The sequence below is a fragment of the Nitrospina sp. P1_D6 genome (assembly GCF_052156615.1).
Classification (GTDB): domain Bacteria; phylum Nitrospinota; class Nitrospinia; order Nitrospinales; family Nitrospinaceae; genus Nitrospina.
This window is the reverse complement of record NZ_JBQKUN010000003.1, coordinates 95,413-118,796: the sequence shown is the minus strand read 5'-3', so window position 1 is coordinate 118,796 and position 23,384 is coordinate 95,413. Positions and strand designations below refer to the sequence as shown.

General features: G+C 55.1%; 16 protein-coding genes. 11 read left to right on the top strand and 5 right to left on the bottom strand.

Annotated features, from left to right (window positions below):
- Nucleotides 1-222 precede the first annotated feature (222 nt).
- The 4 genes from ACTRXA_RS06725 to ACTRXA_RS06710 all read left to right on the top strand — a co-directional run bounded on the left by ACTRXA_RS06725 (nucleotide 223) and on the right by ACTRXA_RS06710 (nucleotide 6,623).
- Nucleotides 223-1,329: an HD domain-containing phosphohydrolase gene (locus ACTRXA_RS06725; RefSeq protein WP_442426441.1), complete on the top strand. Its 1,107-nt coding sequence runs from the start codon at nucleotides 223-225 to the stop codon at nucleotides 1,327-1,329.
- A 175-nt stretch (nucleotides 1,330-1,504) separates the two neighbouring features.
- Nucleotides 1,505-2,452 carry a GGDEF domain-containing response regulator gene (locus ACTRXA_RS06720; protein ID WP_442426440.1) on the top strand — a complete coding sequence of 316 codons (948 nt, stop codon included), beginning with the start codon at nucleotides 1,505-1,507 and terminating at the stop codon, nucleotides 2,450-2,452.
- A gap of 81 nt (nucleotides 2,453-2,533) precedes the next feature.
- Nucleotides 2,534-5,431: an ATP-binding protein gene (locus tag ACTRXA_RS06715; RefSeq protein WP_442426439.1), complete on the top strand. Its 2,898-nt coding sequence runs from the start codon at nucleotides 2,534-2,536 to the stop codon at nucleotides 5,429-5,431.
- 25 nt (nucleotides 5,432-5,456) lie between these two features.
- Nucleotides 5,457-6,623, top strand: coding sequence for a hybrid sensor histidine kinase/response regulator (locus ACTRXA_RS06710; protein WP_442426438.1), 1,167 nt, complete (start codon nucleotides 5,457-5,459; stop codon nucleotides 6,621-6,623).
- A 45-nt stretch (nucleotides 6,624-6,668) separates the two neighbouring features.
- Here ACTRXA_RS06710 and ACTRXA_RS06705 read toward each other — a convergent pair whose 3' ends face one another.
- The 4 genes from ACTRXA_RS06705 to ACTRXA_RS06690 form a co-directional block, all read right to left on the bottom strand.
- Nucleotides 6,669-7,853, bottom strand: a complete 1,185-nt coding sequence (locus tag ACTRXA_RS06705) for a HAMP domain-containing protein (protein ID WP_442426437.1) — start codon at nucleotides 7,851-7,853, stop codon at nucleotides 6,669-6,671.
- A 65-nt stretch (nucleotides 7,854-7,918) separates the two neighbouring features.
- A complete protein-coding gene (locus tag ACTRXA_RS06700) occupies nucleotides 7,919-8,581 on the bottom strand; it encodes a carbonic anhydrase (RefSeq protein ID WP_442426436.1) in 663 nt (220 codons plus the stop codon).
- A 184-nt stretch (nucleotides 8,582-8,765) separates the two neighbouring features.
- Nucleotides 8,766-10,565 (bottom strand): SulP family inorganic anion transporter, encoded by a 1,800-nt coding sequence (locus tag ACTRXA_RS06695; protein WP_442426435.1) that lies wholly within the window; start codon nucleotides 10,563-10,565, stop codon nucleotides 8,766-8,768.
- 326 nt (nucleotides 10,566-10,891) lie between these two features.
- Nucleotides 10,892-12,286: an OprO/OprP family phosphate-selective porin gene (locus tag ACTRXA_RS06690; RefSeq protein ID WP_442426434.1), complete on the bottom strand. Its 1,395-nt coding sequence runs from the start codon at nucleotides 12,284-12,286 to the stop codon at nucleotides 10,892-10,894.
- 402 nt (nucleotides 12,287-12,688) lie between these two features.
- Between ACTRXA_RS06690 and ACTRXA_RS06685 the strand changes: the two genes are divergently transcribed.
- The 7 genes from ACTRXA_RS06685 (at nucleotide 12,689) to ACTRXA_RS06655 (ending at nucleotide 21,685) form a co-directional block, all read left to right on the top strand.
- Complete coding sequence (locus ACTRXA_RS06685; RefSeq protein ID WP_442426433.1) at nucleotides 12,689-13,099, top strand: pentapeptide repeat-containing protein; 411 nt, start codon at nucleotides 12,689-12,691, stop codon at nucleotides 13,097-13,099.
- A 9-nt stretch (nucleotides 13,100-13,108) separates the two neighbouring features.
- Complete coding sequence (locus ACTRXA_RS06680; protein ID WP_442426432.1) at nucleotides 13,109-13,636, top strand: sirohydrochlorin chelatase; 528 nt, start codon at nucleotides 13,109-13,111, stop codon at nucleotides 13,634-13,636.
- Between the two features lie 130 nt (nucleotides 13,637-13,766).
- The gene (locus ACTRXA_RS06675; protein WP_442426431.1) at nucleotides 13,767-15,719 is read left to right on the top strand and encodes a hypothetical protein; all 1,953 of its coding nucleotides are present in this window, start codon (nucleotides 13,767-13,769) and stop codon (nucleotides 15,717-15,719) included.
- Nucleotides 15,720-15,736: 17 nt separating this feature from the next.
- Nucleotides 15,737-17,218 carry an AAA family ATPase gene (locus ACTRXA_RS06670; protein WP_442426430.1) on the top strand — a complete coding sequence of 494 codons (1,482 nt, stop codon included), beginning with the start codon at nucleotides 15,737-15,739 and terminating at the stop codon, nucleotides 17,216-17,218.
- An 89-nt stretch (nucleotides 17,219-17,307) separates the two neighbouring features.
- Entirely contained in the window at nucleotides 17,308-18,465 is a 1,158-nt protein-coding gene (locus ACTRXA_RS06665) for a zinc-binding dehydrogenase (protein WP_442426429.1), read from the top strand.
- Between the two features lie 35 nt (nucleotides 18,466-18,500).
- A complete protein-coding gene (gene kbl / locus ACTRXA_RS06660) occupies nucleotides 18,501-19,697 on the top strand; it encodes a glycine C-acetyltransferase (RefSeq protein WP_442426428.1) in 1,197 nt (398 codons plus the stop codon).
- Nucleotides 19,698-20,503: 806 nt separating this feature from the next.
- Complete coding sequence (locus ACTRXA_RS06655) at nucleotides 20,504-21,685, top strand: KamA family radical SAM protein (protein ID WP_442426427.1); 1,182 nt, start codon at nucleotides 20,504-20,506, stop codon at nucleotides 21,683-21,685.
- 135 nt (nucleotides 21,686-21,820) lie between these two features.
- On the opposite strand, the gene ACTRXA_RS06650 is transcribed toward ACTRXA_RS06655, so the two are convergent.
- Nucleotides 21,821-23,275: a pentapeptide repeat-containing protein gene (locus tag ACTRXA_RS06650; RefSeq protein ID WP_442426426.1), complete on the bottom strand. Its 1,455-nt coding sequence runs from the start codon at nucleotides 23,273-23,275 to the stop codon at nucleotides 21,821-21,823.
- Between the last annotated feature and the right edge of the window lie 109 nt (nucleotides 23,276-23,384).

The window sequence follows — 23,384 nt, the reverse complement described above, 5'->3', positions numbered from 1 at the left end:
TAGTTGTAATTGACTGCATGCTTTGTCATATCCGAAAATATTATTCGGATTTTCGAATTTAATTGTGAAAAGGGAGTTTGGTAAAAGAAGAAACTGGGCAGGGGATAGGTTTCGGATTAATATAAGCGGAATTTCATGCGAGAATAATATCAGGGGTCTGCGGTAGAGATTTTCATGGGTTCCGCTTAAACTGAGTAAAACTACAAGGATACGTGGCCTGTTATGTTGACCGAAGACGATATTCTCGACGGCAAGATTTTGATAGTGGACGATGAGGTGTCTAACGTGAAGCTGTTGGAGCAAATGCTCCATCAGAGGGGATACAGTTCCATCAACGTATGCACGGACCCCCACGAGGGTTTGAAGAAATACCAGGAATGGGGTCCGGACCTTGTTTTGCTGGACCTGAACATGCCGGGGATGGATGGTTTTCAGTTTCTAAAGGAAATCCAGGTTTACGAGCGTGAGGTCAATCCCCCTCCCATATTGATCCTCACGGCCAATAACAGCAACGACATCCGGGTCAGGGCGCTTCTCGCCGGGGCGATGGATTTCATCACCAAGCCGTTCAATGTGATCGAGGCGCTGGCCCGGATCAAGAACATGCTGGACGTTCGGCTGTTGCATAACCAGGTTCGCCAGCAGAACCAGGTTCTCGACCAGAAAATTCAGGAACGGACCCAACAGCTGGTTGACACCCGTCTGGAGGTGATCCAGCGGCTCGGCCGCGCGGCGGAGTACCGGGACAATGAAACCGGCATGCACGTCATTCGCATGAGCAAGTTTTCTGCGCTGCTGGCGGAGTCCATCGGCATGACGGAGGAAGAATGCGACCTGATCCTGAATGCGAGCCCCATGCACGACATTGGCAAAATCGGCATACCCGACCGCATTCTGCTGAAACCGGGGCGGCTCACACCGGAAGAATGGGAAGTGATGAAAACCCACACCACAATCGGTGCGGAAATTCTTTCCGGGTCCAGTTCGGAAATGATGAAGATGGCAGAGAGCATCGCTCTCACGCATCACGAGAAATGGGACGGGTCAGGCTATCCATCAGGGACGAAGGAGGAAGAAATTCCTGTGGAAGGCCGGATCGTCGCCATTGCCGATGTGTTCGACGCCCTCACTTCCGACCGGCCTTACAAAAAAGCCTGGACGGTGGAGGAGGCCGTTGAGGAATTGGATAAATGTGCCGGGCAGCATTTCGATCCCCACCTGGTTGAAAAATTCAAAACCATTTTGCCGGAAGTCAAAGAAATCAAAAACCAATATGTGGACACGCCGGACCAGTTTCCGGATCTGGAAAAGTTCCTCACCAACTCGTAAGTTCAATCGGCTGGCCGGTTGGTGAAAGTTTGTGGGTTTTTCGCGATGGCCCGGAAAATCTCCTTCCCGGACTGAAGGTGAAGCAGGGGCCCGTTTTGTGTGCGATTCGCTTGTGGAAGTGGATGGTTCACGGTGTTCGATCCAGTTCTTTCCAGGAGTGGAGATGGAAGGTGGGATGAAAAGTCATTTCGGAATGAACATTCTCATTGTGGATGACATTCCCTCCAACATCGATATCCTGAGGGGAATGTTGGAGAAGGAAGATTACGTCATTTTCGCCACTTCCGCCGGAAACCGCGTTCCTGAAATCCTTTCCCGTTCTCTACCCGATCTCATTCTGCTGGATGCCCATCTTGAAGGGACAGACAGCTTCGAGCTGAGCAGGCAGCTGAAATCCAACCCCGTCACTGCGGACATCCCCATTATTTTTCTGCTGGGCCAGACCAGCATTGAGGAAATTGATAATTGTTACCTGTCGGGCGGTGCCGATTACATAACCAAACCCTTTCGGCAGGACGAGGTGTTGGCCCGTGCCCAGAATCAATTGCGAATCCAGCAGCTTCAGCGTGAAAAAAAGCTGTTGATCAAGGAAATGTCTCAAAAGCTCGGTGCCAAGAGAACACCGGGAGTCCTGGACCGGGATTTGCTGTTGGAGCTGTACCGGTGGGAAGGCATCCGCTACCAGCGGATTCAGGTGCCGTTCACTTTAATGATGGGACATGTTGATGAATGGCAGGAGAAATTTGCCCGTGAAAAGAAAGAGGACCTGGATTATCTGCTGTCTGACCTGGGTGAAAAGCTGAACAGCCACAGCCGAATTTTGGATGCCATCGGGCAATGGAATCCTCAACGGTTTTTAGTGTTGCTTCCGGGCACGCGGCTGGAGGGAGCGGTGGTGGTGGCGCGCAAGTTCCAGACCATTCTGAAGAACTCCCTGTTTCGTATCGGATCGCAGGATATGGCGGTTTCCATGAGTTTTGGGATGTGTCAGTATCCGATTGGCACGTCCACCGAGTTGGAAGAGCGTCTCAAACAGGCTATAGAAAATACCGAACATCAGCTGGACCAGGCGGTACGGGGGGGGACGAACCAGATTTGCTTTGCTCCTGTGGAAAGCGAATAAAAGGTTGTTTCAGTCCAGGAAGCAATCGGCGGGCGCGAAGCGCCATCCCGTTTCTAGACGGGTTGAACTTGATTTGCTGCTATGAAAAAAGCGGAAGAAATAGTCCATGCGAAATTGTCGTTGCTAAAAATCATCGACGAATTTCAACTGGAGATCAGCCGTGGTGACGATCTTCACACGGTATTCCGGAACCTGACCCGGCGGGTGCTGGGGTTGACGGAAAGTGAGTATGGGTTCATCGCCGACGTGAGGGAAAGCCCCGCAGGGGATCCCTACGTTTCCATACTGGCCTATTGCAGCATTTCCACCGACCCGGAGGTAAACCGGTTTTTTCAGGAATACGGCCGCAGCGGACTGGAGTTTTTCAACCTCAAAACCTTGTTCGGCCAGGTGTTCACCACCGGCAACCCGGTGGTTTCCAACGACCCGGCAAACGATCCGCGCGGGGGTGGACTGCCGAAAGGGCACCCGCCGCTCAACGCTTTCGTTGGCCTGCCGGTCTCCCATGGTGGAAAGGTATTGGGGATGCTGTGCCTGGCCAATTGCAAGGACGGCTACAAAGAAGACCTTGTTGAATGGTTTCAACCGCTGCTCAATGTTTGCGGGCAGGTTTTGCTGGGTCTTCGCAATTCCCGGAAGGATGAGGAGGTGGAGAGGTGCATGGAACGCAAGGCCTCCTATATTCATTTGTTGAAATCGGTCACCCGGATTGCGGCTCAATCCGATTCATTTGAATCCGGGTTGCGGGCCTACCTGCGTGAGATTTGCGTGACTCTGGATTGCGCCCTGGGTGTTGTGCACCGGGTGGATGACAGCGGGACCTGCCTGGTTCCGGCCGGCATTGTGTACCAAAACATTCCCGATCTCACCCTACCCACCATGTCCCGGGTCATGGAAGCGGTGTTTGCAAATGGAGAAGGGTTGCCCGGAAGGGTTTGGGACTCCGGTCTCCCGGTCTGGGAGCAGAATGTTTGGCGGGACACGCTTTTCCTTAAAAGACTCGATATCCAGGAATCGGGGGCCGGTCATTCCGGGTTTGCCTTCCCCATTCCCATGAATAACGATTTTTTGTGGGTGGTTCAGGTTTATACCTCCAATGTCCGGGAACCCGACATGGAGTTGCTGGAGATCCTGACCACGGCCGGGACTCAATTGCAGGCCTTGTTGGAACACAAGCAGCTTTCACGAAGCCGGGCCGTTTTGAACACCATTCTGCGAAATGCCCAGGATGCCATCATTGAGGTGGATCTCGACGGCAAGATCACCGGTTGGAATTCGGGTGCGGAGCGGATTTTTGGTTACAAGCAGGATGAATTGATGGACCAAAACCTGGCCATGCTGATCGCTCCCGGAAATGAGGAGGACGCCGGGCGGATTCTGGATGGAATTCGGGGAGGAGATACAGTCAAATTTGAGACCCGGGGAATTGACAAAAATGAAGAAACCCTGGAACTGGCCCTCACCCTGGCGCCTGTACTGGACTCCGGGGGAGCCTGTATTGGGGCTACAGTGATTGCGTGGGACGCCACAGGCTGGAAACAGCGGGAACGGGAATTATTGAGGACCCGCATTGAGGCCAACGCCGCCAATCGGGCCAAGAGCGAATTTCTTGCCCATATGAGTCACGAGATTCACACCCCACTCAACTCCGTCCTCGGGTTTGCGCAGATCATTGAGCGCGACCCCCGTCTTCCACCGCAACATAAGGAATACGTATCCCGTATTCTGGATGGTGGGAACCAACTCATGCGATTGATGGACGATATTCTGGAAATGTCCAAGATCGACGGCGGTGAATCGGAACTTTACAGTCAGGCGTTTGATTTGGTTGGCATGGTTGACCGCATCAATTCGTCCATTCGCAACCGGTGCATGTTCAAGGGGCTGGATTATTTTGCAGAGGGGCTGGAGGAACGGCCCCTATGGGTGTACGGTGACGAGGCCAAATTGCATATGGCGCTCACCAACATCCTCAGCAATGCCATCAAATTTACGGACCAGGGGGCCGTGCTTCTGCGTGTTCAGCAAAAACCGAATGAGTGGTTTCGCTTTGAAATCATAGATACCGGAAGGGGCATTGCCGAGGACCAACTGGCAAAAGTATTTGACCCGTTTGAAAAACTGGGAGAAATCGGATTGAGCAAAGGCATGGGACTGGGCCTTTCTATCTCAAAGAAACACATCGAAGCCATGGGCGGGACCATTACCGTTCAGTCGGCGGAAGGCAAGGGCACGCATTTCACCATCGAGTTGCCGCTCAAACGGTTTGGAGAACTTTCGTCATATGACAACGATTCCTGGCATTTTAAAAAGCCGCTTGCGTGGATGTCTTTGCGGGCAGGTTTTACGAATGGATTCCAGCTCCTGGAATCCCGCCAACTGGGCGAAGTGCTCGAAAGCCTGGGTATCTCCCTGCATCATGTAGAAAATATCGAGTCGCCGCAAATGCTTGAAGACCCGGGGGTGGATCTGGTGTTCCTGAATCTGGACGGGCTGGGGGCCAAAGGCGAGGCGCTGATCCGGAACCTGCGCAAGTACAAGACCTTTGAAAAAATTCTTCTTGTGGGGATAGCCGGGACCCAAGGCCGGGAACTGGCCGATGTCTTCAAGCAGGCGGGAGCGAACCAGGTTTTGGATAAGCCGGTGAAGGCGCAGGAAATTCTTCAAATCATTGGGACAGGTTACGGTTTGACCATCGATTTTCTGAAACGAACATCGGGACCCCAGGCCGCTGCCTCGGACCGTGAAATCGATCTGGCCCGGGTTCACTTTTCAAATCAGGTGATGGAAAACATCAAGGCGGCGGCATCCAGCTATAATTTCACCAGTTTTGAAAAGAGCCTGAACACCATCCAGGGTGACGGCGAAGAGAAAAAGCTCGCCCTGTATTTCAAGGATTTGATACGTTCATACGATATGAAGTTGATCAACCAGGTCATTGAGTTTTTGAACAGAATTCAATCGGGACCGAGTTCCTAGTTCCCGGTTGTAATGTGTGAGCAGTATGTCTTCCATCCAGCCCGACCTTGAAGATTTCAAAATTCTTATTGTTGATGACACTCCCGCCAATGTAGATGTTCTGCAGAAAACGCTGGAGGTAGAGGGCTACAATATTTCCGTTGCCCTGAGCGGAGAAAAAGCCCTCACCATCGCGTCGCGTTTCATGCCCGACCTCATCCTGCTCGATATCATGATGGAGGGCATGGATGGCTATGAAACCTGCCGAAGGCTGAAAGCCGACCCGCAAACCGCCGAAACTCCTGTCATATTTATTTCCGCGCGTACGGATATTGAGGATGTGGTCGCAGGGTTCAAGCAAGGTGGTGTGGATTACATCATCAAGCCTTTTAAATCAGGGGAAGTGCTGGCACGGGTCAAAACACACCTTCAACTCCATTCCCTCAAAAAGCAACGGGAGATTTTGATTCAGGAGCTGGAAAAAAAGAACGTGGATCTGGTTGCGTTGAACGAAATAAAAAATAAATTCCTCGGCATTGCCGCACACGATATTCGAAACCCGCTTTCTTCCATCAAGGGATTCATTGAACTACTCGAACTTTCCGGGGATTCGTTTTCTCCCAAAGAACACAACGAAATGCTTCAGTTGATCAGTAAATCGGTCAATGATGTGCTGGGCATGGTGGATGACCTGCTGGATATTTCGGTTATCGAGAGCGGCAACCTGAAGCTGGACCTGGGGCCCGGCGATCTGACCGCTTTGTTGAAGGAAAGGATCCAGATCAATTCCGGGCATGCGCGGGGCAAGGATATTTCCATAAATGAGGATTTGCAGGACATTGAACCGATCGTTTTCGACCGTGGCCGCATGGCTCAGGTTCTGGACAATCTGATCAGCAATGCGATCAAGTATTCCCCGCTCGGGTCGGATGTCTTCATCGAGCTGCGGCAGGAGGACGGTTGGACACACGTGCGGATCCGGGATGAAGGGCAGGGGATCCGGCCGGAAGATCAGGAACAGATATTCATGGGATTCCAGAAGCTCGGCGCCCGTCCCACCGGGGGCGAAAAAAGCACGGGTCTGGGGCTGGCTATTGTCAAAAACATCATGGAATCCCATCAGGGAAAAATCGAGGTGCGCAGCGAGGTGGGAAAAGGGTCGACGTTTGAAGTCGCTCTGCCAAAACTGGAGATGCCGGACTACAGGTTTTAAAGAGGGGCGGGAATCCGGAGCGGGTTGGCCGGCAAAACCATTGCCTCACTTGCCTTTCATTTTTTCAAGCAGCTGGTTGAAGCTTTCCGTTAGATCGCCCACTTCATCCTTGGCCTGAATAGGAAGCTTTTTCTGGCGTAAATTTCCCTGCGCCATTTCCCTCGCCATGTTGCTGACCTGTTTGATGGGTTCGCTCACAGTGCGTGTGATGGTGGACCCCAGCACCCCCGCCATCAATGCCGCAATGAAAAACAGGATGACCAGAAGCACCACGAGAAAGTGTGTGCGGGTGGAAATTTCCTGCATGTCTTTATCAAGCAGCTTGTTCTGCGTATCCGTCATTTCATTCAAAAAGGATTTGATACGGAAGGCGACGGGCACCGCCTTTTGCGCCAGCCAGGCGTTGGCCAGATTCCACTCCTTGCCCGAACGGATCTGGATGATCTCCTGCAAAAGAGGGGCGATCTGTTCACGCGCCCGTTCCAGCCGTTTGAACACCTTCTGCTGGTCCGCAGACAACAATTTGAAGTTTCGCTTCAGGTCGTTGAAGCGGTTCGTGTTGTCCTCCCAGTTTTTCCGAAACTGTTCCTTGAATTCGGGGTCGCCCGATAACAGAAACTCTTCCGCCTTTTCGAATGCCAGACTGGTCGTTCCCTCCAGGTCGGCCATGATGGCCAGGAGCGCTTTGCGGTTCTGTGAAGACGGAGGGATGCGCATCTCCAGGTTGATCATGCGGGTGACGTAAGTCATCAACCGGTCTTCTAATGGCTGTGCTTTTTCGAACAGGATTTTTCGGGCCGGTGTATTTTCGTCTGTTTGGGCAATGCTCTCGATTTCCTGCTGGAACACCTTAAACTGTTTGAGGTCTTCCTCAATGGCATGGAGTTGATTCACATGCTCCTGGTTGTTCCATTGGCCGGAGAGTTCGTGCAGCTTTCGGAGGGAGGGTTCAATCTGCTCGTTCCAGGCAGTGGCGCGCTCTTCCTTGAACTTGGGATCGCCCAGTATCACCCATCCGCGCAGGGAGGCAAGCGAATGGTTCATCCCGTTCAACATCATCAGGCTGGAGTGGGCGGTCGGGGTCCGGAGGGTCACCACCCGTTTGGTGATTGCCTCCATGTTCTTGACCTGCTGAATGGTTATCAGAACCACTCCCATAAGAATCAGGGTGATGACCCCGAATCCTACCCCGATTTTGGTGCTTACTTTACAATCTCGGAACTTTCCCATTCGTAATCCAGGATGGCGAAATCAGAATCTGCGGTAATCCGGTCCCGAAAAAACCAGGTTCCTACCTATAATAATTCTATTTTCCCGGATTCCAAATGATAAATCGCACCCATGACCACCAATCCGGCTTCTTCGGTCAATTTGGACAGGATCGGTTCGGTTTTCCGGATATTTTGTACGTTATGTAGGACATTCTCCCGGACCACCTCATTGACTAAAGGAAGGTGCCCATTACTTGTGCACTTGGATACGCTGGGTTGAATGAACTTCACCAGGCTACCAATGTGCCCCGGAACCTGATCGCCGGAAACAGCCGCCGTCACCGCGCCGCAATTGCTGTGGCCGAGAACGATGATGAGCCGCGTTCCCAAGTGCTCCACCGCATATTCCAGGCTGGCCAGGACCATGCTGGAGGCGATATTGCCCGCGACCCGCAGGACAAACAGGTCCCCCAGTCCCTGATCGAATATGATTTCAGGGGAAACCCGGGAGTCGGAGCAGGCCAGAACCGCCGTAGGTGATGGCCGACCCTTCGCGCATTCCTTCCGGTAGAGGGGGTCCTGATGGGGATGGAGCGTGGTTCCCCTTGCAAATCGTTGATTCCCCAGCATCAGTTCGTTTAATAATTGAGTTGTCATTTGTCCGCTTTCAACAATAAAACAGGTTGGAAGAAAACCCGGTAATCTAAAGTAGCACAGGGGCTTAATAATTTTTATCTGGGAATTCATGATTGTGAGGTCGAGATACTTCGAATATTACGGGGAGGATTGGCAGTTTCTGGAATTGGTTTTTTAAAGGCGGACAACGGGGATCGTCCCCGGTTGCTTCTGCAGGAGGGAGCGGGAGGTTCCTGTTATGGAAATGAAAACCGGACCCGAAAGGGCCCGGTCGCTCGAACCCATGAGGGAAGTCTTACAGCCTGTATTTGGGAATCAGCTTTTGCTGGCGGCGGACATTGTCCAGTTCGTCAAAAAATGCATGCATGTCTTCATGAGAGGCATCGGACAATTCTTCTTCCAGCCACTTCATGCAAGCTTCAAAGGAAGGGAAGAGATACTGCTCCGGAATCATGCCGGGAACAATGTTGATGCGCCTCAGCATGCGCAGGGGCTGGTCCTGCAGTCCGGTCATCACCACCGCAATGTTCCGGGTTTCAAATTCGCGGATCACCTCTTCCAGTGCGTACAGACCCGTCTGGTCGATGTGGGGGACCTTTTTCATGCGGAAAATCACGACGCGGATATCGGGCAGGGTTTTTGCCATTTCCTGAAAGAACGGAGCGAATCCGAAAAACAACGGGCCGTCCAGATGCTTCACGTAAATTTTGTCCATGATGTGGGCGGGAATGTGTTCGTCATCCCACGGAATTTCCTTGGAATAGGATCGGAGCGGGGAGATTTTCACTTTCTGTCCCGCCTGGTCGCTCATCTGCTTCATGAACAGGACGGAAGCCAGGATGAGGCCTGCCGCCACGGCCTGGATGAGGTCCACAAAAACAGTCAGCCCGAGCACCAGGAACATGACCACGGCATCGGCGCGCGGCACTTCCTTGACGTGGCGTATGCCCTTGTAGTCGATGATGCCGATACCGACGGTGATCAGGATGCCTGCCAGTACGGCAAGGGGAATCTGGGAAGCATACACGCCCGCCCCCATCAGGATGACAAGAAGCACGATGGAGTGGATGATTCCCGACAGGCGGGTGAGGCCGCCGGAATTGATGTTGACCAGCGTGCGCATCGTCGCGCCTGCGCCCGGCAGACCGCCGATCGCGGCTGCGGCCATGTTGCCGATGCCCTGGCCCACCAGCTCCTGATTGGAGTTGTGCTTGGTTTTGGTGATGTTGTCCGCCACCACCGAGGTTAGAAGGGAGTCGATGGCACCCAGCAGCGACAGGGTGAGTGCCAGCTTGATGATCAGGCCCATTTTCATCCCATCCAAAGACATATCACCGATCCGCAGTTCCGGAAACCCATCGGGAATGTCGCCGATCAGGGGAACGTTCAGCCCCACCCAGCCGGAGATGCCGGAGACCACGAAAAGGGCGACCAGCGTACTGGGGATGGTTTTGGTGATGCGCGGGAAGATGTAAATGATGGCGATGGTGGCGGTGGCCACCAGTACGGCTTCCCAGTTGATGGTGGTCAGGGCTTTGGGCAGTTCATGAAAAACCGCCGGAATGGTTTTCGGCGATTTCTGTCCCATAAAGGGAAAGATTTGCAGGATGATGATGATCACCCCGATGCCCGTCATGAAACCGGAAACCACCGGATAGGGAATGTAGCGGATGTAGGTGCCCAGTTTCATGACACCGTATCCGATCAGGAACACCCCGGACAGGAAAAAGATGGCGATGATGGTGCCGAAAGCGGCTTCCAGACTGCCCATGTTCTGGACGGCGGTCATGACCACCACTGTGGACACAACCGTCATCGGCCCGGTAGGGCCGCTGATCTGCTGGCGGGTTCCTCCGAAGAGGGCGGCAAAAAAACCAAGCGCAATCGCACCGTAGAGCCCGGCGATCGCCCCCATGCCCGATTGTACCCCGAAAGCCAGGGCCAGGGGGAGCGCCACGATGCCTGCGGTGACCCCTCCGAAAAAGTCCCCCTTTAGGTTATTCAGGTCGTACTGAAAGTACGATTTGAGGGAGAGGCTTGCTCTTTCCTTTTCAACCTTCGGCATGGACGCAATATTCAAGGTTTTCGTCTGCATATGGATTTTAACTGTAAAACATTGGAAAAAAGCATAGAGTTTATTCTAGCGAAAATAAGCAATTTGGTCACAAAAAAAACGACATATAATCGAAAAAACTCTATGCCTGTAAAGTATTAAATCCAAAGGTTATTTCTGTCATTGAGTAGGAATTTTGCCCGGTTTGGCATAGGATAACACGAGGCAAAACCAGCCGCCCTCTCCCGCAAAGGAGGGCGGCCGGCCGGAGGCAAGCCAGTGAGAAGGAAAAGTCCTTATCGCTGGTCGGAGAATCCGGACAGGAGAGGCTGGCCCGAACTCAAACCTGGGGATGCGTGGGGATCTCCCTAGAAAGAGATATCCCACTGAACCCGGATGCGGTTGTCGTCGTAAGACATTCCGGTGGACGCGTCTTCCAGCTCCAGAATGGAATAGTCGACGGTGACTTTGTTATCGTGGCCGGAGAAGAAGTAGTTCAAAGCCCAGGTGTATTCTTCACGCTCGTCGGTGAGGGCCACGTTGCTGGCCACCGGTGCATCGACAAACGCGTACCGGAAAGCCAGTTCCAGTTTTTCCGGAATCTGGGGAACCAGGCCGTGAAAGAAGTAACCCGCCTGGGCATACATCCCCTTGTATTTGTGGGTGGTCATGTTGCGCTTGTCCTCGACGTCCTTCCAGTGGTATTCCTGCTGGATCGACAGGCCCCGGTATTTGAACGCGAATTCCTGAACGTACTGTTCGGTCTTGAAATTCTGCGAAGTGGCCCCGGGACCGGTCAGGCCGCTCAGGTTGCCACAGCCGGAAGAACTCCAGCGGGAGCATTTGCCGTTGTTGGTGGCGGCGCCGAAAGCCAGGCTGCCTGTCGGCTTTTTATGGAAGGAAACGTCCGACTGGCGCCATTTCAGGTCGCGGCCGAGAAAGTTCCACTGCAGGCGGCCCATGTACATCATGTCATTGTCCGGGTTGTTTACCGAGCGGCCTTCGCCGTTGAACACACCCACCCAGTACCGCATATCGGCGTAAGTCTCTTTAAAAAAGCGGCCGCGAATCTGCGCGCCCACCTGGCGGTCGATGGTGAATACGCGGTTCACGATGGACCGTTCCACGAACTGCTGGCGTCCGGAGGAATCCACACGCTCGCGGTTGAAGTCGATTTTCCACTGGCCCACGCGGATGCCGAACTCATCGATCGGTTGCAGGGTGATGCGCCAGTCGATGACCCGCGCGGAGGAGGCCGCAGCATTGTCATCGACATCGCGCGACGGTTGCAGGTCCACTTCGAAGTAGTAATCGATCCAGGGCTTGTATCCGTGACCGCCGATCTTCATGCGCAACCGGCGGGCTTCAAAGTTATTTGAATCGGAGCGGGTGGTGAAGTCCGACACACCGCGCGGATCGGAACGGTGGGGACTCGTGTACCGCAACTGGGCGCGCCACACGAGCCGGGTCGAGAACAGGCCGTCGGCGGTTTCCAGCTCGAAACCGGGATTTTTGTATTTGACCCGAATATAATCTTCTCCGCCTCCTCCCTGTTTTCCAATGTTCTCCTTCCACTTTTTTTCAAGCTCTTCGAGCTCTTTCAATCTTTCCTCGTCCCGTTTCAACCGTTCCTCAAGGTTTTCGATGCGCTTCTCGGTGTCTTCATGAATGCTTTCCATTTCCTCATTGCCCGGGACACAAAACGCGGTGGACGGTAACAGGGCGCTCAAAACAAGTAAAACAAGGACTGCCTTTCTGATCATTACTTCCTCCTCGTTAGGGATGGCTTGCGGTGACTTGTGAACCCTGCGATCTTTTGTATGACAGGTTCAATGTTCAACGGGTTCAAAATAGAAAGGAAATGTTAGATTTCCGCAAGGGATGAATTTGCATTGATCTAGAAATAGGGAAAACTCTGCCAAATCATGCGAAATCTGGAAATACTAGAAAAATGCGGCCAACCCTCCCGTGGGTTGAACGGTTTGATGGATGGCTTCCTGCCGTTTTGGAGTGGGCATTCTCCCAGGAATACCGGATGTTCGATTGTTCGAGACATCGACGGGTCGGGGACGTAACGTGGTTGACAAAACAGCATGCCAGCGAATACATTGATTTCGTTATAACTTACCCAGAAATCGTTGTTAATCCGTTGAAATGTTCGAATCATGTTGCCTGAATGGATTGAATACAAAATTCAAGTAGAGAAAACCAAAAATGAACTGGCGGGGGCCGATTTGAGTAACCGCAAACTGATGCAGGCCAAGCTGGACCACGCCCAGTTGCAGGGCGCGGACCTGAGCTATTCGTACCTCATCTGCGCCGATCTCACCGGCGCGGATTTGAGCGGGGCGGATCTCACCGGCGCGGTGCTCAGCGAGGCCATCCTCAAAGACGCCAATCTGGAGGACGTTGAATTCGAGGATTCCTACCTGAACGGTGCGGACCTGAGCGGCGCCACCAATCTCACCTGCGACCAGCTCGAGCTCGCCTACCTGGATAGGGACACGCGTTTACCCGACAATATCCAGATTGAATGGGTCTCCGACGACCAGTTCGAATGCTGTGAAAAGGATTGAGGCCGGATCATGACTGAAGGCAAACACGCGGTGGTTCTGGTGGGTCATGGAGGCCTGCCCAGAGACTGCCCGTCCGACTGGGTCTCCCGACTCAAGAAGCTGGAAGGCCAGCGAAAGGCCACGGGGCAACCGCCGACGGCGGAGGAAATGGACCTCGACCGCCAGATCCGCAACTGGCCGCGCACGCCGGAGAACGATCCCTATCACCACGGCCTGCAACGTCTGGCCGAGCGGCTGGAGAAGCGGGTGGCTCCCTCGCGGCTGGTCGTGGCCTACAACGAGTTCTGCGCGCCTACGGTGCTGGAAGCGGTGGAGAAGCTGGTCGAGGCGGGGTTCACCCACGTCACCGTTGTTCCCACCATGTTCACGCCGGGTGGCTCCCACTCGGAACAGGAAATCCCTGAACTCCTCTCCACCCTGCGCAGCCAGTTTCCTGATCTCAACCTGCAATACGCCTGGCCGTTCGACCTCGATACCCTCGCCGGATTTCTGGCGGATCACCTTGAGGGGTATTCTTCGCAACCCCCTTCCCGCTGATTGCTTCCCGATCCCTCTCTTCCTGTTTTGCCATTTCCGGCTTTAAAAATCCGGTAAAACCGTTACATTGGACAAAGGGTTTACACTCTATTGAAATATTGGTTGATAACTTCATTTCATTCTGCGCGCCGTGCCGTCACGTTCCAAACCACAAGCCAATAAGTCCGGTGTCCGCCTGTGGGCACTGGAAGTGCAGGGCGGGGTCACCTGCGCCGACTACGACGGCGTCTCCCACTTCCTTGCGCTCGGGTTCGAGGACGGACACGTGCAACTTCTGGACGCCAACGGCCATGTGCTGTTCGATGCGAACGTGGGCAAACCCGTCAGGCAGGTGCGGTTGTTGCCCGTCAAAAAACGCCTGGCGGCACTGGATGAGTTCAGCCGTGTGACGGGGTTCGATTTTTCCGGAAAACAGACATTCCGCCAGGATTACGACGCGGTGTGGACCTCGGTGGAGGCGAAAGGCGGTTTCTTTTACCTGTGGGGCTGGAAAGCGGAGACGCTCAAGGTCGACGGTTCCGGCCGCGTGCGCCAGCGCCTGCCCCTGCCGTCGCCGCGACGGGTGGTCCGCGCCATCGGGAAAAAGGATCAGTTCTGGATCGTGCACAACCAGGTTTCGCTCGGGCTCTACACCGGCCACGGCGCCAACCTGTGGCTGGTCAATTGTCCGGCGGCGATTGACCTCGGCCGTGACCGTCCCTCGGAAATCGTGAACAGCGACTCCGGCGACGCGCTGGCCATCTGCTGTTTCGACAGGGGGGTGTATATCTTCGATGGCGAGGCGCGCACCTTGCGCCACATCGACCTCGACCGCATGGTGAACCACATCGACGTCAGCGGAACCGGCGACTACCTGCTTTTGTCCGATCCTTTCCACAGTGTTTACATGGTGGACCGGGAAGCGCAGGTGGTGTGGCAGACGAAACTCGACAGCGGAGTGGGCGGGTTGTTCGTGGACCGCAAGGGTGACCGGGTGCTCCTGTTCGAGGAAACCGGGGTGCTTTCCTGCTACAAGTTTGTCAAGGACACGGAAGCGCGCACCGATTACCTGGAACTCACCAGCTTCAGCGAGGTGTCCGACAAAAAGGAAATCTGGAAGGAGAAGGTACCACCCTCGCTCGCCCCCGGCGATCCGGTATTGTCCCTGTCCGCCGACGGCAAACGATTCCTGATGGGCGGACGCAAGGACTTCCGCCTGCTCGATGACGCGGGCCGCGGATTGTTATCGAAAACCTTCATGACGGGTATGGATCACGCACGACTTTCCCACACCGGCGACCGTGCATTTTTCTGGAGCGGCAACGAGTTGTGGGTGGTGGATATGGAAACCGGCAGGGAGACGCAGATCGGATTTTATCACTACCCGCTCAAAGCGGTGGGGATCGACCCGGAGGGCCGGGCCTTGATGACATACGATGCCAGCGGCTGGGTGGGGTTCTATTCCGGAAGCGGCAAAAAGAAAGGTTCGCACGATTTCGACCTGCCCATCCGCGCCATCCTGTTGAACCAGCGCGGTCGCATGGCTGCCTTCCACACGTCGCCCGCGGTGGCCATTCTGCTGGACCTGAAAACCATGAAAGGCAAACGCCTCCGTCTCAACGCGCCGATCGACGCCTGGGCGCTGGACGATAGCGGCCTGTACCTGGGGTGCCGGGACGGCGGGTGCCACCGTTTCAACCTAAAGGGCGAGCGCGACTGGAAATTCACCCTGCCGGAGGCGGTGGGCGGCATCGATCTCCTGCCGCGTTTCGCGGTGTTTCGGGGAACCAGCAAGCATATGTTTGTACTGGAAAAGCTTGGTTACCAGCCGGAAGGGGCCGTGCTTCATTCATCGCGTTCGGTGCTCACACAGCACGGCGACGATATTCTTGAACTCGCTCCCGTGCGTGATGCGGTTTCGTGTTACAAGGTGCCGACAGGGGAACTGGTATGGAAAATCCATTGCGGTTCCACCGTCAAGGCCCTCGCCGCCAGTCCCGGCACCAACCGGCTGGTGGTGCTGGATGCCAAGCAGTGTCATTACCATCAATTGATCGCGGACGCGGCGGACCTCGAAGACCGCTCCGGTTTTCTTGAATTTTAATCGACCCGGGAGACGCCATGAAACAACTCAAGGAAGACATGTCCCTGTCCATCCGCGCCCGGTACCCCCTGCTGTACCTGGTGACCTCGGAAGAAGCGCGCGCCGAAGAGATGCTTCAGGAGATCGCGCAGTCGAGCCGAAAGGAACTGATCATATGGAGCCTGTCAAAGGGACTCATTCCTTCCCGCTACGGAGATGAGCAGGACAACGATCCCGAAGCGGTGCTCAAGCACATCGAGGCGTCGGATAAAAAAGCCATCTTTGTGCTCCGTGATTTCCATCCGTTTCTGGAAAAGGAAATCGTTCTGCGCCGCCTGCGCGACCTCATCGGCCACCTCAAGAAAAGTTACAAGACTGTGGTGCTGGTCTCTCCGGTCATGAAAATTCCGCCGGAGCTGGAAAAAGACATCACCGTGTTCGACCTGCCGCTTCCCGATGCGAAGGAACTCACCGCCGTGCTCAACCAGCTTCTTGCGCCCTACCGGGACAGCGACAAGGTGAAGATCGACCTGCCGCCGGAACTGCTGGAGAAAGTCGTGCAGGCGACGTTGGGTCTTACGCGCAACGAAGCCGAGAACGTGTTCGCCAAGGCGCTCATCACCGGGCGGCAGTTCGGCTGGGACGATCTGCCGTCGATCATCGAGGAGAAGAAGCAACTCATCCGCAAAAGCGGCATCCTCGATTTCATCGGCCTGTCGACGCAACTCAACCAGGTGGGCGGACTCGACAAACTGAAAAGCTGGCTGGCCGAGCGCGGCCGGGCTTTCAGCGTGAAGGCGCGCGACTACGGGCTGCCGGAGCCGAAAGGTTTGCTCATGCTGGGCGTGCAGGGGTGCGGCAAGAGCCTCGCCGCCAAGGCCATCGCCGCCGAATGGAACCTGCCGCTCCTGCGTCTGGACGTCGGCAAGATTTTCGATTCGTTCGTCGGTTCCTCCGAGGACAACATGCGCAAGGCGATCCACCAGGCCGAGGCCATGAGCCCGACCATCCTGTGGCTGGACGAAATCGAAAAAGGCTTTTCAGGCATCCAGAGTTCGGGTTCGGTGGACAGCGGCACCACGGCGCGCATCTTCGCCACGTTCCTCACCTGGATGCAGGAGAAAACGAAACCCGTGTTCGTCATCGCCACCGCCAACAACGTCGAAGACCTGCCGCCGGAATTACTGCGCAAGGGCCGCTTCGACGAAATCTTTTTCATAGACCTGCCTAAAGAATCCGAGCGCGCCAGGATTTTCGAAATCCATATCCGCCTCAAAAAACGCGATCCGAAAAAATTCGACGTGGCCGCACTGGCGAAGGCGGCGGACCAGTTCAGCGGCGCGGAAATCGAGCAGGCGATTCTCTCCGCCATGTACCGGACGTTTGCCGAGAACCGGGAGTTCACCACCGAAGATGTGGTGCAGGAGATCGGCCGCACCGTGCCGCTTGCCGTCACCATGAAGGAAAAAATCCAGTACCTGCGCGACTGGGCCAGAAACCGGGCGCGTCCCGCTTCCTGAAAACGGCCGCGCTCTCAACCCTGTAATTCGCTTGCGCCCACCGGGTCGGGCTCCCATATTTAAAAATATACCTTTTTGGAAGAGCTCCCGTGAAAGCCCTCATACTCGACATCCAGAAAAAAGACTGGGAAACCACCCGTGGCATGACGTTCACCGACGTGAGCGAACCCTCTCTCGACGAACGCAAGAATCCCGACGACGGCGGCAAGGTTATCATCAAGCCCCGGTTTGCCGGGTTTTGCGGCACCGACAAGGGCATCTGGTTTCGCAAGTCGTTCCGCGACATGATTTTCGACTCCATGCGGAAGGAAGGCCGGCATTACCGCATCATGGGGCACGAACTGCTGGGCGAGGTGGTGGAAGCGGGCTCTTACGCCGCCAAGCAGTACGGCTACAAGGCGGGCGACACGGTCTCGACCGAATCACACATCTTCTGCGGGCGATGCCATCAGTGCCGGATCGGCGACCAGCACGTGTGTGCCGACCATTTGATCATCGGCATCTCCACCGACGGCTGTTTCGCCGACTACATCAAGCTCCCGGCCAAGGAGTTGTGGCGGGTGGATACCGACCGCATCCGGCCGGAGGTGGCGGCGATCCAGGATCCGCTGGGCAACGCGGTGCATGCGTGCAGCCGTGTGGACCTGCGCGGGCGTACGGTGGCCATCTTCGGGTGCGGCACCATCGGCCTGTTCACCATTCTGGTGGCGCGGGCGATGGGCGCGACCCACATCATCGGTGTCGATCCCAATGAAAAGAACCTCAAACTGGCCGAGCGGCTGGGTGTGGACCTGACGCTTGCCGTGGACAAGACCGTCGAGGAAGGGGAGGTGGGCCCGGATCAGGACATCGTCGCGCGCATTCGTGACGACTGCTTCGGCGCCGGGGTGGACGTGGCGTTCGAGATGTCCGGGAACAACCGCGCCCTCAACACCGCGCTCGCCGCCACCCGTGCCGGCGGTGACGTCATCCTGTTCGGCCTGTCGGCGGGGGATTTCACCCTGACCGACTACCAGCAGATCATCATGCACGGCAAAGCCCTGCACGGCATTGTGGGGAGGGAGGTGTTCCAGACCTGGTACACCATGAGCAACCTGTTGATGTCGAAAGGCCACGACCTGCAGGACAAGATTTACGAGGTGATCCTGAACAAGGGCGAGGGGACGCTGTTCCCGTTTCATTCTTTCGACCGCGGGCTGTTCGAAAAGGCCATTCAGGAACATCCCAAGATCATTTTCCGGTTCTGACCGGACACCGTTCCATTTGAGGAGGCAATTCCGACATGGACAGCAAGCATCTCGAATTCATCCGGCAGGAGTTGCAGGACATCCGCGAAGCGGGATTATATAAAGAGGAAAGAACCCTGCTTTCTTCCCAGCATGCACACATCCGCACGGGCGAAGGGGAGGTGCTGAATTTCTGCGCCAACAATTATCTTGGCCTGGCCAACCACCCGGAGATGATCGCTGCCGGAAAGGAGGCGCTCGACCGGTACGGTTACGGCATGGCCTCGGTGCGTTTCATCTGCGGCACGCATGAGGTGCATAAGGAACTGGAAAGCAAGGTGTCCCGGTTCCTCGGCATGGAGGACACCATCCTCTATTCGTCCTGCTTCGACGCCAACACCGGCCTGTTCGAGACCCTGCTCACGGAAAAGGACGCGCTGTTCAGCGACCGGCTGAATCATGCCAGCATCATCGACGGCACCCGCCTGTGCAAGGCCATGCGCTTTCGCTACAACCACAGCGATATGAACCATCTGGAGACCCGCCTCAAGAAAGCGGCGGAAAAGTACCGTTTCAAGCTGATCGCCACCGACGGCGTGTTCAGCATGGACGGCGACGTGGCCCGATTGAAGGATCTGTGCGACCTGGCCGACCGCTACGGTGCGACCGTGATGGTCGATGACAGCCACGCGACCGGGTTCTTCGGCTCAACGGGACGCGGAAGCATTGAATATGGCGAGGTTATGGGAAGGGTGGGCATCATCACCTCCACCTTCGGCAAGGCGCTGGGCGGGGCGTCCGGGGGATTCACCGCCGCGCGAAAGGACGTGGTGGAACTCCTGCGGCAACGCTCACGCCCCTACCTGTTTTCCAACTCCCTGTCGCCGGTGATTGCCGCCGTGACCTCGAAAGTGATTGATTTCATCGACGCTAACCAAAATCTGGTTAGAAAAATTGCGGACAACACCCGTTATTTCCGGGAGCGCATCGCAAAAATCGGGTTCGCCATCAAGCCAGGTGACCATCCCATCATCCCCATCATGCTGGGCGACGCCCGGCTGGCCCACCAGATGGCCGACGCTCTTCTCAAGGAAGGCATCTACGTGATTGGCTTCAGCTATCCTGTCGTGCCCAAGGGTGAGGCGAGGATACGCCTGCAAATTTCAGCGGCTCACGAGACTGCGGACCTGGATCGAGCCGTTGATGCCTTCAGGAAGGTGGGCGAATCCTTCTCAGTCCTATCCCCGGCCTGATGCCTTGTAAGAGAACCCCCTCTCTCGATTAACTATTGAATGTCCCTGCGGGTGTTGTTTTTGTGTTTCCTGGTTGACAAGAGGGGTTTGAGCCTTCCATTTATTTTCGTTTGAATTTCGCTTTTTGGTGAAAAAATAGTACCTCCGATTTTATTGAGAAGTCCCGGGAGTCCCGAACCTGGGAAACCGTTTGCCTGTTTCCGACGGGGGTGGGGAAAACGGAACCCGGTTAAGCCTACCTTTTGATTGGGTTAACGGCGATTCCGAAAACGGGAAACCGGACGCTCAAAAATCAGGCGAAGATGTGCGCATCCCTTTACCAGAATAAAAAACCAACGAAAAAATTTTTAAAATATTTTTACTGGCATTGTGTACTCCGTTGAAAATTTTCAATCGTAATAATTAAGAAATTTTTTTTGGTACAAAAGTTTATTTCCCATAAAATCATTCGACATTTTGCATTTGTGAGAAAATATAAGAAAGCACAGTTCAAATTGTTTGGGTGGGATCGCCATTAATTATGGGTTGATCGCCCTTCACAAATTTGATAATCATGTTTTCTCTTTTTACATAAATTCAAAAATTGCTTTTGAATTTTTGAAGAAGGAACCATTCCATCCCCGGTCCAATGAATCATTGGATTCGCCGTTGAAGCCGAACCCTGGTTTCATTTGAATAATCCGTTAGCTTAAAACTGAATTGCTGAAGGGTAAAACCCCCGGGGATGTTTTGCTCTTTGAAAGGAATCACCTTTGCTACGAATTTTGCCGGAAGGCCTCGCAGCAGCTATAAAAGGGGGTGTTGGCATGTTTCATAAATCTCAATACAAGGGTGGCGACATGAAGCCTAAATACCTGACAAAGTTGGGGCAGGTCCCCCAGTTGAGCCAGGAAGACATAAAGGAGTTGGCGCCGGTCAGCGAGCAGTTTATTTTCCGCACCAATGAGTATTACCAATCGCTGATCGACTGGGACGACCCGAATGATCCCATCCGGAAAATCGTGGTTCCCGACGTCAGTGAATTGAATGAGTGGGGCCGGCTGGATGCTTCCGACGAAGAGTCGTACACCGTGGGGCACGGCATTGAGCACAAATACGATTCCACGGCCCTGCTCCTGGTGAATGAAGTCTGTGCGGCCTACTGCCGGTTCTGTTTTCGCAAGCGCCTGTTCATGGACGACAACGACGAGGTCACCAAGGACATCACCGAGGGGCTGGCGTACATCCGCGAGCACCCGGAGATCAACAATGTGTTGCTCACCGGCGGTGACCCGCTGATCATGTCCACGTCCAAGCTGGAACCCATCATTCAGCAGGTACGCGAGATCGATCACGTGAGGATCATCCGCATCGGCACGAAAATTCCGGCGTTCAACCCCATGCGCATTTACAACGACGATTCCCTGCGAGCCATGTTTGAAAAGTACAGCCTGCCGGAGAAGCGCATTTACGTGATGGCGCATTTCAATCATCCGCGGGAATTGACGCAGGAAGCGGTGCGGGGGCTGGATTTTCTGATGAAGTCCGGGGCCGTTGTCATCAACCAGACGCCGATGATCGCGGGAGTCAATGACGACCCGCAGGTCCTGAGCGAGTTGATGAACCGGTTGTCCTACATTGGCGTTCCGCCGTATTACGTGTTTCATTGCCGGCCGACACTGGGCAACCGTCCGTATACGCTGCCGATCGAAAAGGCATATGAAATTTTCGAACTGGCCCGTATGAGGGGTTCCGGCCTTGCCAAACGGGCGAGGTTTGTGATGTCGCACAGCACGGGCAAGATCGAGATCATCGGTCTGTCGGCGCGGAACATTTATTTCAAATACCAGCGTGCTGCAGAGAACAGGAACAGCTCGCGCTTCATGGTGTACAAGCGTAATCCCGAAGCCTTCTGGTTCGACGACTACAAGGAACTGGTGGATGATTACATCCTGGAGGATGAGCGGGCTATGAGGCAGGAGCCCGCCTTCGACTTCGAGTACGCCTAGCGGTACATGGTTGGACAATCAGGCACCCCGCACGGTTCCGGGATGGAACGGTGCGGGGTGTTTTTTTTGTACGTGAAACCCGGGGTTGCGGGATGACGCGCGGTTGCCGGCAGGGCGGCGATGAATCCGCCTGGATTATTTGTATCCCTTCGCGTCAGTGAAATCAGCGTGTTCGGTTTTTGCTCCCTCCAGATTGGTCTGGGTGAGGTTGGCTTCCCAAAGTTTCGCGCCGGTGAGGTTGGCGCCCTGCAGGTCGGCGTTTGAGAAATCCGCTTCATCGAGTTCCGTGCGGTGGAGATCCGCGCCCTTAAGATTGGCCTTCACGAGGGAAGCATGGCGCAGGCGCGCTCCGGCGAGGTCCGCGCCTTCCAGCACGGCTCCTTTCAGTCTGGCCTTACGCAGGTCGGCTCCGGCAAGGGCGGCATTTTTGAGTGAGGCTTTTTCCAGAACCGCCTCTTTCAGATTCGCCCGGCTCAAGTCGGAATCATCCAGAAGGGCCGCCGTGAGGTCCGCTCCTTCCAGATTCGCATCGCTCAGGTCGCTCCCAGTGAGGTCCGCTTTAACCAGCTTGGCCCGGCTCAGGTGCACACCCCGCAGGACCGCCCCGCGTAACTTGGCGTCGTTGAGCTTGGTGCGGTTCATGTGCGCGCCATCCAGCTTCACGTCGTTGAGGATGGCGTTGTTGAGGTCAGCGATATCCAGGACGCATTCGCTCAGATTGGACCCTTCGAGGTTGGCACGGCGCATGATGGAGCCGTTGAAACGGGCCCGCGCCACCTCCGCCCGGATCATTTTCACTTCGGTCATGTCGGCATTGGTGCAATCCACCCGCATCATTTTTGTATTCTGAAACAGTGCGCCGTGGAGTTTCGCGCCCTTGATTTCCGCGCGGGTGAGCTGGGCGTTGGTGAAATTGGTTTCGAAAAACACACCGATGCTCAATTTTGCGTCGGAGAGGTCGGTGTCTGTCAGGTCCGCCTGCTTGAAGCTGGCGCGGGAGAGGTCGGCTCCGGTCAGGTTGGCTGAAGTGGTCACGGTTTTGGAACAGTCGGCCTTGATCAATTTCGCGTCGACCAGGTTGGCGCGGGTGAGGGTGGATTCACGCAAAACCGCGCGGCGCAGGTCCGCACGTTCCATCACTGAATCGGTCAGGTTGGCCAGGGTCATTTTGGTGTCGTTCAGGATGGCGTCGGTCAAATCGGCCTTGTTCAGGTCGGCGTGGTCGAGCAGGCAATCCGAGAGGTCCGAGTCCGTCAGGCGGGTGCCCACCAGCTTGGAGTTTCTGATGTCCGCGCCGTAAAAAATGAGGTTGGAGAGGTCCAGACCGGAGAGATCCATGTCCCGCAGGTGCGGGGTATCGTCTTCTTCCTCTTCACCCGCTTTTTCTTCTGATTCTTTGGCGTCGGCGGTTTCCCCATTCAAATCTCCTTCGGTTTCATCGTCCCCGTTTTCGGACAATTCGTCTTCCACCTCGGGTTCTTCCTCCTGGGGTTTTCCCTTGTTGCTTTCCGCTTCCTCGGCTTCGCGTTCGCGGATTTCTTTGAGCTGGTTCAGGATGTCTTCGACTTCTTCGCGCGTGAGATCGGCCATGGACTTTTCCCGTTTGAATGCTTGAGAACCCCTGATCATTTGGGGATTCCGGCAGGGTTCCGAATGAAAAACAAGTCAAAAACATATATGAGGACCGGACCAAACGCAA